Genomic DNA, 10,320 nt, shown 5'->3' on the forward strand with positions numbered 1-10,320 from the left:
AGCGGCGGGTGCCTCGGCGGCGGGCGCCTCGGTGGCGGGAGCCTCCGCGGCCTCGGGCTGCGGCTCGCCCTCCGGGGTCGCCTCCGCGGTCACCTCGGGAGCCTCTGCTGCGGCCACCTCGGGGGCCACCTCGGTCGCGTGCTCCGGGGCCACCTCGGCCTCGGGGATGCTGGTCGTCGGCTGATCGCTCACTGGACGGTCACCTGCTCGATGCTGATCGGGGTGGAGGGAGCACCGTCGGTGCCCCCGGAGGCGCCGGCAGCGGCGACCTGCTGGACGACGTCCAGGCCGCTGGTGATCCGGCCGAAGACGGTGTAGCCGCCCGCGTCGTCGCTGGGGATCGTGGAGTCCTCGTAGACGAGGAAGAACTGGCTGCCCATGCTGCTGGCGTCGCCGCCGCGGCGGGCCATGGCGAGGGTGCCGGCCGGGTAGACGTCGTCGGCCGGGGCGTTCTCGATCGGGCCGAAGGAGTACCCGGGGCCGCCGGTGCCCTGGCCCGTGGGGTCGCCGCACTGCAGCACGAAGATGCCCTCGGTGGTCACCCGGTGGCACGGGGTCCCGGCGAAGAAGCCGTCCTGCGCGAGCGTGACGAAGGAGGCCACGGCCTGCGGCGCGGCGGCGCCGTCGAGCTCGAGGCCGATGTCGCCGCAGGAGGTCGCCAGCGTCGCCGTCCAGGTGCGGGCCTGCGCCGCGGACGGGTCGGGGGCGGCGTCCAGCTGCAGCGGCTCGGCCGGCGGGGCCGACGTCGGGGCCGGGCAGGCGTCGGCGGACGAGGCCGGCGCGGCGGCCTCGGTGGCGTCGTCCAGGCCGCGGAAGCCGATCCACCAGGCGCCCACGAGCACCAGCAGGGCCACGGCGGTGACGGCGACCGCCTTGAGGGCGGTGGCGCGCCGGCGGCGGCGCTCGGCGGCCTTCGCGACCTGCCGGCGCTGCCACGCCTCCTGGCGGCGGCGGGCCTGCTCGCGCTCGCGCTCGCGGCTGATCGGTGACACGCCGTCGTCCTCCCGTTCGCCGTGGGCTGTCCGTGCCCCTCGCGGAGCGCGCGCCAGCCTAGCCGCCGGAGGGCGGCGGCTAGGCTCGACCGGTGCTGGTCAGCGGGATCCCCGACGCCCTCGTGGGCACCAACTGCTGGGTGCTGGCCCCGGCCGCGGGCGAGGAGTGCCTGGTCGTCGACCCCGGGTTCGAGGTCGTCGACGCCCTGGAGGCCGTGCTCGCGCAGCACCGGCTGCGCCCGGCGGCCGTGCTGCTGACGCACGGGCACGCCGACCACGTGTGGTCGGTGACGCCGGTCTGCGGCGCCCGCGGGATCCCGGCGCTGGTCCACGCCGACGACCGCCACCGCCTCCGGGACCCCCTGGCCGGGCTGGACTCCCAGCTCGTGGCGATGCTCCAGCAGCGCTTCGGCCAGGCCGCGCGCTGGGCCGAGCCGGACGACGTCCGCACCCTGGGCGCGGGGGAGCGCCTGGACATCGCGGGTCTGGGCCTGGAGGTCCTGCACGCGCCCGGGCACACCGAGGGCTCGGCCGTCTTCGTCCTCGACGCCGTTCCGGAGCCGGGCGGCCCGCTGGCCGCGGAGGGGATGGCGTCCACGCTGCTCAGCGGCGACGTCCTCTTCGCCGGCAGCATCGGGCGCTCCGACCTGCCCGGAGGCGACCCCGCGGCGATGCAGCGCTCGCTGCGCGACGTCGTCCTGCCGATGCCCGACGACCGCCTCGTGCTGCCCGGCCACGGCGGCCCGACGTCCATCGGCCGCGAGCGGCGCACCAACCCGTACCTGCTGCAGCTGTCCTGACCCGCGCACCACCCGTCCCCTGGAGACCAGCGATGTCGCGCCCCGCCCCCCTGTCCGGCTTCCCCGAGCTGCTGCCGACCCAGCGGGTGGTCGAGCAGCACGTGCTGGACGTCCTGCGGCGCACGTTCGAGCTGCACGGCTTCGCCGGGGTGGAGACCCGCGCGGTCGAGCCGCTGTCGGTGCTGCTGCGCAAGGGCGAGATCGACAAGGAGGTCTACGTCGTGCGCCGCCTGCACGCCGACGAGGCGGGCGGTGGTGAGGACGCCGACGCGCTCGCCCTGCACTTCGACCTCACGGTGCCCTTCGCGCGCTACGTCACCGAGAACGCCGGGCACCTGCAGTTCCCCTTCCGCCGCTACCAGGTGCAGAAGGTCTGGCGCGGCGAGCGCCCGCAGGAGGGCCGCTACCGCGAGTTCCTCCAGGCCGACATCGACGTCGTCGACCGCGACGTCCTCGCGCCGCACCACGACGTGGAGATGGCCCGGGTGATGGCCGCCGCGCTGGCGGCGCTGCCGCTGCCCCCGGTGCGCCTGCAGGTGAACAACCGCAAGCTCGTCGAGGGCTTCTACCGGGGCCTGGGCCTGGACGACGAGGGCGTCGGCGCCGCGATGCGCGCCGTCGACAAGCTCGACAAGGTCGGCGCGGAGGGCGTGGCGGCCCTGCTCGGCCAGGCGGGTCTCGACGAGCGCCAGGTGCGGGCGTGCCTGGCGCTGGCGCAGATCAGGGCGCAGGACGCCTCCCTGGTCGCGCAGGTGGAGGCGCTCGGCGTCTCCCACCCGCTGCTGGCCGAGGGCCTGGCGGAGCTCGTGGCGGTCCTCGACGGCGTCGCCGACGTGCAGGGCGAGCGCGTGCAGGTGGTCGCCGACCTGTCGGTGGCCCGGGGCCTGGACTACTACACCGGCACCGTCTACGAGACCCGGATGGAGGGTCACGAGTCCCTCGGCTCGATCTGCTCGGGCGGCCGCTACGACGCGCTGGCCACCGACGGCCGCACCACCTACCCCGGCGTGGGGATCTCCCTGGGCGTCACCCGGGCGCTGGTCCCGCTGCTCAGCCGCGGCCTGGTCACGGCCAGCCGCGGCACGCCCGCCGCCGTCGTGGTCGCCGTCGTCGACGAGTCGCAGCGGTCGGCGTCCGACGCCGTCGCGGCCGCGCTGCGCGCTCGCGGGGTGCCGACCGAGGTCTCGCCCACCGCGGCGAAGTTCGGCAAGCAGATCCGCTACGCCGACCGGCGCGGCATCCCCTTCGTCTGGTTCCCCCAGGAGGACGGCGGGCACCAGGTCAAGGACATCCGGTCCGGCGAGCAGGTGGACGCCGACCCGGCGGCCTGGGTCCCGCCGGAGGCAGACCTGCGCCCGGCCGTCGTCGCGTCCTGGTGAGCCGCCGGTGAGGACCGCGCCCGTCGGGGCCGCGGTCGCGCTCGGCCGCCGCCTGGGGCTGCCGGTGGGGGAGCCGGTGGTCCTGTCCGACCTCGCGAACACCGTCGTCCACCTGGCGCCGGCGCCCGTCGTGGCGCGGGTCGCCGCCTTCACCGCGCTCGCGCGCCCGCGCCCGGGCGAGGCGCTGGGCCGGGAGGTGGCGCTGTCGCGGTGGCTCGCCGCCCGCGGCGCGGCCGTGCTGCCGCCCACCACGGTGGTCGACGCCGGCCCGCACGAGGCCGACGGCTGGGCGGTGTCGCTGTGGCCGCACCTGCCGCTGCCGGCGGACGGCAGCGGCGTCGCCGGCGCCGCCCCCGAGCTCGTCGGGACGGCGCTCGCGGCGCTGCACGACGCCGCTGCCGGCTATCCGGCGGCGGAGCTCCCGGGCCTGGGCGAGACGGTCGCCGACGCCGGGCGCTGCCTGGAGGTCGGCGGGGACTGGCTGCCGGCGGACGTGCTGGGCGCCCTGGCTCGGGGCCACGAGGAGGCCGCGGCCACCGCCGCCGCCGTCGACGCCGGGTCAGGGCGCCGCGCCCTGCACGGCGACGCCCACCCCGGCAACCTCCTGCTCGTCGGCGGCGCGGCGATCTGGTGCGACTTCGAGGAGGCCGTGACCGGCCCCGTGGAGTGGGACCTCGCGGTGATGCGCCGCAGCCGCCGCCACGACGGCGAGGCCGCGGTGCGCGCCTACACCGCCGCGACCGGCGTCCAGCCCGATGCGGAGCTGCTGGACGCGCTGCAGCGCCTGCGCGACTGGCAGGCGCAGGCCTGGACGGTGCTCTACGCCTCGGTGCGCCCGGCCCTGCGCGAGCAGGTGGGGCCCGACGCCGCGGAGTGGGCGCAGCGGCGCTGAGCCGGCCGGGCGAGGGGCCCGCCCGGTCCGAGGTGCTCCGCCTAGCATGATCACGGCGCCGGGGCTCCCTCCTCTTAGCGGAAGGAGGGAGCCCCGGCGTCCCGTGCCCCGGGTCAGGAGCCGGGGTCGGACGACTAGTGGTCGTTCTTGTAGTCGTCGTCGTGGCCGTCGCGGTCCTTGTCGTGGCCGTGGCCGTGGCGGTCGTCGCAGTCCTTCGCCTTGAACCTGTCGGTGTCCCTGTCTCGCTCGCCGTGGCGGTAGGCCACCGCGGTCACCTCACCGCTGCGGACGCTGGACCTGTTGGTGTCGATCCACACCGCGCCGCTCCGGTCGGACTTGAGGTCGTGGATCCACCCCGTGGCGTAGCGGGACTCGACCTTGACGTCGACCTTCTTGTCGCCCGTGTTCGAGACCAGGACCTTGATGTGGACGTCGCCCTTGTAGCAGTAGGAGTCGGCCTCGGCCTCGATGTTCACCTTGTTGCCGCCTCCGTGGCGGTCGCCGTTCCCATCGTTGCTCGCGGCTGCCGGAGCGGCGAAGGCCCCGACGGCGAGCAGTGACGCGGCGGTCGTCGCGAGGAGGCGACGTCCTGTTGTCCTGTGCATGGTTGTTCCCCCCATGTGGTGCCCCGACTCCGCCGTTGGAGCCGGTCGACACCCCACAAGGGAAGCACCGATGGCTCACAGGCAAAAGGGTGTTTCCACCCCTTTCGCCCCTTTCTCTCGGGGCGTGCGGCACGCGCGGCGGAGGGTCGTCGTTTGACAGCCCCGATCGAACGGAGGTTCGATCGGCGGCGTGCGGTGGGACGGGCTGAGCGCGGACGGCGACGAGCAGGGCGAGCTCCTCGCGCCCGCCAGCATCCCCGGCCTGGTGCGCTCGGTGACGACCCCCGAGTTCGCAGGGATGACCTTCCACGAGGTGCGCTCGCGCTCGGTGCTCAACGCCGTGCCCGAGGAGTCGGCGATGCCGTTCCGGTGGACGGTCAACCCGTACCGGGGCTGCGCCCACGCCTGCGTCTACTGCTACGCCCGGGGCAGCCACGCCTGGCTCGACCTCGACACGGGCGCCGGCTTCGACCGCGAGGTCGTCGTCAAGGTCAACGCCGCGGAGCGCCTGGCCGCGGAGGTCGCGCGCCCGACGTGGGCGCGAGAGCACGTCGCGCTGGGCACGAACACCGACCCCTACCAGCGCGCGGAGGGCCGCTACCGGCTCATGCCGGGGATCATCGAGGCGCTGCGAGGCTCGGGCACGCCGTTCTCGGTGCTCACGAAGGGCACGCTGCTGCGCCGCGACCTGCCGCTGCTCGCGGCCGCCGCCGCCGACGTGCCGGTCGGCCTGGGCGTGTCCGTGGCGGTCTGGGACGAGGCGCTCCACCGGGCGGTCGAGCCGGGAGCGCCCTCACCGCGAGCCCGGCTGGACCTCGTGCGGGCCGCCCGGGACGCCGGGCTGGCGTGCGGGGTGTTCATGGCGCCGGTCCTGCCCGGCCTGACGGACTCCACCGAGCACCTGGACGCCGCCCTGGCTGCGCTCGCCGACGCGGGGGCCACGGGCGTCACGGTGCTGCCGCTGCACCTGCGGCCGGGCGCCCGCGAGTGGTGGCTCACGTGGCTGGCGCGCGAGCGGCGCGACCTGCTGCCGCTGTACCGCGAGCTCTACGGGCGGGGGGCGTACGTGCCGCGGGCCTACCGCGACGCGCTGGCCGCTCGGGTCGCGCCGCTGCTGGAGCGCCACGGCCTCGCCGGGCGCCGCGGCGGGGAGCAGCGCGGGGTCCGCCCCGACGAGGGGGACTTCCCGGCCGGGAGCCTGCCGGACGGCACCGCGGCGCGCCGGCGACCGGCTTCCGCGCCCGCTCCTGCCGCCGCCGGCGACGGGTCGGTCCAGCTGTCCCTGCTGGAGGTCGGGCCGTAGGGTCGGCGACCGTGGAGAACAGGACCCTCGGCCGCACCGGCCGACCCGTCAGCGTCATCGGACTCGGCTGCTGGCAGTTCGGGGGTGACTGGGGGGAGGTCAGCGACGAGGACGCGCTGGCAACCCTGCACGCGGCCGTCGAGGCCGGCGTCACCCTGCTCGACACCGCGGACGTCTACGGCGACGGGCGCAGCGAGCAGCTGATCGCGCGCTTCCTCGGCGAGCTGCCCGAGGTCGACCGCCCCTTCGTGGCCACCAAGGCCGGGCGTCGAGCGAAGCCGCACGAGCCCGCTCAGTACACCGCCGAGAACCTGCGCTCCTGGATCGACCGCAGCCGCCGCAACCTCGGGATGGACACCCTCGACCTCGTGCAGCTGCACTGCCCGCCGACGCCGGTCTACTCCGACGACGCGGTCTTCGACGCCCTGGACGGCCTCGTCGCCGACGGCGCGATCGCCGCCTACGGCGTCTCGGTCGAGACGGTGGCCGAGGCCCTCACCGCCATCGCCCGGCCCGGCGTGGCCAGCGTGCAGATCATCCTCAACGCCTTCCGGCGCAAGCCGCTGGAGCAGGTGCTGCCCGCGGCCGAGGCGGCCGGTGTCGGGATCCTGGCCCGCGTGCCGCTGGCCAGCGGCCTGCTGACCGGCAAGTACGACGAGAGCACGACGTTCGCCGAGGGCGACCACCGCACGTACAACCGCCGCGGCGAGGCCTTCGACGTGGGTGAGACCTTCGCGGGCGTCCCCTTCGAGGTCGGCGTCCAGGCCGCCCGCGAGGTCGCGGCGCTCGCGCCCGAGGGCGTGGCCACGTCGGCGCTCGCGCTGCGGTGGATCCTCGACCAGCCGGGCGTGACCGCGGCCATCCCCGGGGCGCGCAACCCCGAGCAGGCCCGCGGCAACGCGGCGGCCGACGCGGTGGCGCCGCTGGGCGACGACGTCGCGGCCGAGCTGGAGCGGATCTACGACGAGCACGTGCGCCCGCACGTGCACGCGCGCTGGTGACCTGACCGCCCCCGGGCGAGGCCAGTGGGCGGATCTGCGCCCGCTCCCGCTGCGCACGGGGCGCCCCCGTGCCCGCCAGACGGGCACAGGGGCGCCCCGTGCCCGTCTGGCGGGCGGTCGAGGAGGGCGGTCGAGGTGGGCGGGGGCTCAGCCCCAGACGTCCTCGGCGATCCGCACGACGTGGCGCAGCTTGGCCCACTGCTGCTCGGCGGTGAGGTCGTTGCCCTCCTCGGTGGAGGAGAAGCCGCACTGCGGCCCCAGGGCCAGCTGCTCGAGCGGGGCGTAGCGCGCGGCCTCGTCGAGGCGGCGCTTGATGGCGTCGGCGTCCTCGAGCTCGGCGCGCTTGGAGGTGACGAGCCCCAGCACCACGCGCTTGCCCGGGGGCAGGAAGCGCAGCACGTCGAGCGAGCCCGAGCGCTCGTCGTCGAACTCGAGGAAGTAGCCGTCGACGTCGAGGGTGTTGAACAGCTGCTCGGCCACGACGTCGTAGGCGCCCGAGAGCGCCCAGCCGGACCGGAAGTTGCCGCGGCACAGGTGCGTGGCGACGGTCAGCCCCTGCGGGCGCCCGAGCAGTGCGGCGTTGAACTGGTCGATGAAGCCGCTCAGCGCCGCCTCGCCGCGGCCGCGGTACTGCTCGTCGCCGAAGAAGGTGAGGCTCACGTCGTCGATCTGCAGGTACTCCAGCCCCGCGGCGTGGACGCGCGCGATCTGCTCGCGGTAGGCCGCGGCGATGTCGGCCCGCAGCTCCGCCTCGTCGTCGTAGACGCCCTCGGTCTGCAGCGGCGCGAAGGTGTTGTGGACGTGGTTGGGCGAGGGGATGGTCAGCTTCGGGGTCGCCCCCGTGCCGGCCTCGGCGACCGCCTGCTGGAGGAAGGCGAGGTGGTCGGCGAAGACCGTCTCGCCCAGGCGCACGCGGCTGCTGGCGCGCGCGAGCGTCAGCGGCACGTCGATCTGCTCGCCGTCCTGGCCGACGAAGGGGATGGAGAACGCCCCGGCGGGCTCGATCCCCTCGAGGCTGAAGATGAAGTCCTCGTGCCAGTAGTGGCGGCGCAGCTCGCCGTCCGTGGCCACGCGCAGGCCCACCTCGCCCTGGCGGCGCACCACCTCGCGGACCGCCTCGTCCTCCAGGGCGCGCAGCGCCTCGGCGTCGATCTCCCGGGCGGCGAACCGCGCCCGGGCCTCGCGCAGCGCCGGCGGCCGCAGCAGGCTGCCGACGTGGTCGGCGTGGAAGGGCGGCTCGGGGGAGGCGGCCCGCGCCGCGCTGTGGCCGGACGTGGGGGTGGGGGTGGGGGCGCTGGTGCTCATGAGGAGGCTCCTCGGCGTCGGACGCCCCGTGGAGGCGTCGTCACGGGCGCGGAGGACGGGCGTCGTCCGCGCTTGACGCGCCCGGGGGCTCCCGGCTGGCGCGTCCAGGTCTTCACCCGGGGCACCCCACCGCGACAGGAGGGTTGCCGGCCAGCGACCCGGGGGTTCGCGCTGGCGCTCGTGACCTGCCGGGCACGCTAGCAGCGCGCACTACCATCGAGCCAGGCTCCGACCGAGCCTCCAGCACCCTCCCCGGAAGGACCCCTGCGTGCTCCGCACCCACGAGGCCGGCACCCTGCGCGCCAGCCACGACGGCCAGACCGTGACCCTCGCAGGCTGGGTGGGGCGGCGGCGCGATCACGGCGGCGTGGCCTTCCTCGACCTGCGCGACGCCTCCGGGACCGTGCAGGTGGTCGTGCGCGACGAGCTGCTCGAGTCCTCCGGCGCCCACGGGCTGCGCAACGAGTACTGCGTCCAGGTCACCGGTCCGGTGCGCCTGCGCCCGGTCGGCAACGAGAACCCGGCGCTGCCCACCGGCGAGGTCGAGGTCGACGCCGCGCAGCTGACCGTGCTCAACGAGGCCGCACCGCTGCCGTTCCCGATCGAGGCCACCGCCGAGGCGGCCGAGCGCGCCCCCGGCGAGGAGGTGCGCCTGCGCTACCGCTACCTGGACCTTCGCCGCCCCGGCCCGGCCGCGACGATCCGCCTGCGCAGCGAGGCCAACCGGGCCGCGCGCGAGGTGCTCGCCGCGCACCGCTTCACCGAGGTGGAGACGCCGACCCTCACCCGCTCCACCCCCGAGGGCGCCCGCGACTTCCTCGTGCCGGCGCGCCTGGCGCCGGGCTCCTGGTACGCGCTGCCGCAGAGCCCGCAGCTGTTCAAGCAGCTGCTCATGGTGGGCGGCCTGGAGCGCTACTACCAGCTGGCCCGCTGCTACCGCGACGAGGACTTCCGCGCCGACCGGCAGCCCGAGTTCACCCAGCTCGACGTGGAGATGAGCTTCGTCGAGCAGGACGACGTCATCGCCCTCGCCGAGGACGTCCTCGTGGCGCTGTGGAAGCTCATCGGCCACGAGATCGACACCCCGATCCCGCGGATGCCCTACGCCGAGGCGATGGCCCGCTACGGCTCGGACAAGCCCGACCTGCGCTTCGGCGTCGAGCTGGTCGAGTGCACCGACTACTTCCGCGAGACGCCGTTCCGCGTCTTCCAGGCGCCGTACGTGGGCGCCGTGGTCATGCCCGGCGGCGCCAGCCAGCCGCGCAAGCAGCTCGACGCCTGGCAGGAGTGGGCCAAGCAGCGCGGCGCCCGCGGCCTCGCCTACGTCCTCGTGGGCGAGGACGGCACCCTGACCGGCCCGGTGGCCAAGAACCTCTCCGAGGCCGAGCGGGAGGGGCTGGCCGCCCACGTCGGCGCCGTGCCCGGGGACTGCGTCTTCTTCGGCGCCGGCGCGCGCACCGCCTCGCGGGCGCTGCTGGGCGCGGCCCGCCTCGAGATCGGCCGCCGCTGCGACCTCATCGACACCTCCGCCTGGTCCTTCGTCTGGGTGGTCGACGCGCCGCTGTTCGAGCGCGCCGACGAGAGCGACGACGTGGCGGTCGGCTCGGGCACGTGGACGGCGGTGCACCACGCGTTCACCTCGCCCAAGCCTGAGCACCTCGACACGTTCGACACCGACCCCGAGCACGCCCTCGCCTACGCCTACGACATCGTCTGCAACGGCAACGAGATCGGCGGCGGCTCGATCCGCATCCACCGCAAGGACGTGCAGGAGCGGGTCTTCGCGGTGATGGGGATCAGCGAGGCCGAGGCGCAGGAGAAGTTCGGCTTCCTCCTCGACGCCTTCGGCTTCGGCGCCCCGCCCCACGGCGGCATCGCCTTCGGCTGGGACCGGATCGTCGCGCTGCTCACCGGCGCCGACTCCATCCGCGAGGTCATCGCCTTCCCCAAGTCCGGCGGCGGCTTCGACCCGCTGACCTCGGCCCCGGCGCCGATCACCGCGCAGCAGCGCGCGGAGGCCGGGGTGGACGCCGTCCCCGGCGC

Annotated in this window: 10 protein-coding genes and 1 riboswitch; of the genes, 6 read left to right on the plus strand and 4 right to left on the minus strand. The window is 75.6% G+C overall.

The window, feature by feature from the left end; translation table 11 throughout:
- Both AC5FZL_RS12470 and AC5FZL_RS12475 read right to left on the minus strand, forming a co-directional pair.
- A partial coding sequence (locus AC5FZL_RS12470) for a hypothetical protein (protein ID WP_493619068.1) occupies positions 1–192 on the minus strand: 192 nt, incomplete at its 3' end.
- The gene (locus AC5FZL_RS12475; RefSeq protein WP_493619070.1) at positions 189–992 is read right to left on the minus strand and encodes a peptidylprolyl isomerase; all 804 of its coding nucleotides are present in this window, start codon (positions 990–992) and stop codon (positions 189–191) included. The genes AC5FZL_RS12470 and AC5FZL_RS12475, both read right to left, overlap by 4 nt.
- A gap of 92 nt (positions 993–1,084) precedes the next feature.
- Between AC5FZL_RS12475 and AC5FZL_RS12480 the strand changes: the two genes are divergently transcribed.
- From AC5FZL_RS12480 to AC5FZL_RS12490, 3 genes are read left to right on the plus strand one after another with little or no spacing between them, the layout of a single operon-like run.
- Entirely contained in the window at positions 1,085–1,792 is a 708-nt protein-coding gene (locus AC5FZL_RS12480; RefSeq protein WP_493619072.1) for an MBL fold metallo-hydrolase, read from the plus strand.
- 32 nt (positions 1,793–1,824) lie between these two features.
- Positions 1,825–3,171: a histidine--tRNA ligase gene (hisS, locus tag AC5FZL_RS12485; RefSeq protein ID WP_493619074.1), complete on the plus strand. Its 1,347-nt coding sequence runs from the start codon at positions 1,825–1,827 to the stop codon at positions 3,169–3,171.
- 7 nt (positions 3,172–3,178) lie between these two features.
- Entirely contained in the window at positions 3,179–4,063 is an 885-nt protein-coding gene (locus tag AC5FZL_RS12490; RefSeq protein ID WP_493619076.1) for a phosphotransferase, read from the plus strand.
- 134 nt (positions 4,064–4,197) lie between these two features.
- On the opposite strand, the gene AC5FZL_RS12495 is transcribed toward AC5FZL_RS12490, so the two are convergent.
- Complete coding sequence (locus AC5FZL_RS12495) at positions 4,198–4,683, minus strand: hypothetical protein (protein WP_493619078.1); 486 nt, start codon at positions 4,681–4,683, stop codon at positions 4,198–4,200.
- A 175-nt stretch (positions 4,684–4,858) separates the two neighbouring features.
- On the opposite strand from AC5FZL_RS12495, the gene AC5FZL_RS12500 reads away from it, so the two are divergent.
- Positions 4,859–5,971, plus strand: coding sequence for an Rv2578c family radical SAM protein (locus AC5FZL_RS12500; protein ID WP_493619080.1), 1,113 nt, complete (start codon positions 4,859–4,861; stop codon positions 5,969–5,971).
- A gap of 11 nt (positions 5,972–5,982) precedes the next feature.
- Entirely contained in the window at positions 5,983–6,972 is a 990-nt protein-coding gene (locus tag AC5FZL_RS12505; protein WP_493619082.1) for an aldo/keto reductase, read from the plus strand.
- A 147-nt stretch (positions 6,973–7,119) separates the two neighbouring features.
- On the opposite strand, the gene AC5FZL_RS12510 is transcribed toward AC5FZL_RS12505, so the two are convergent.
- Positions 7,120–8,277 carry a 5-methyltetrahydropteroyltriglutamate--homocysteine S-methyltransferase gene (locus tag AC5FZL_RS12510; RefSeq protein WP_493619084.1) on the minus strand — a complete coding sequence of 386 codons (1,158 nt, stop codon included), beginning with the start codon at positions 8,275–8,277 and terminating at the stop codon, positions 7,120–7,122.
- A 63-nt stretch (positions 8,278–8,340) separates the two neighbouring features.
- A riboswitch (SAM riboswitch) is annotated at positions 8,341–8,463 on the minus strand.
- 82 nt (positions 8,464–8,545) lie between these two features.
- On the opposite strand from AC5FZL_RS12510, the gene aspS reads away from it, so the two are divergent.
- The coding region (aspS, locus tag AC5FZL_RS12515; protein WP_493619086.1) for an aspartate--tRNA ligase at positions 8,546–10,320 on the plus strand (1,775 nt) is incomplete at its 3' end.

The organism is Quadrisphaera sp. DVD1 (assembly GCF_058932755.1).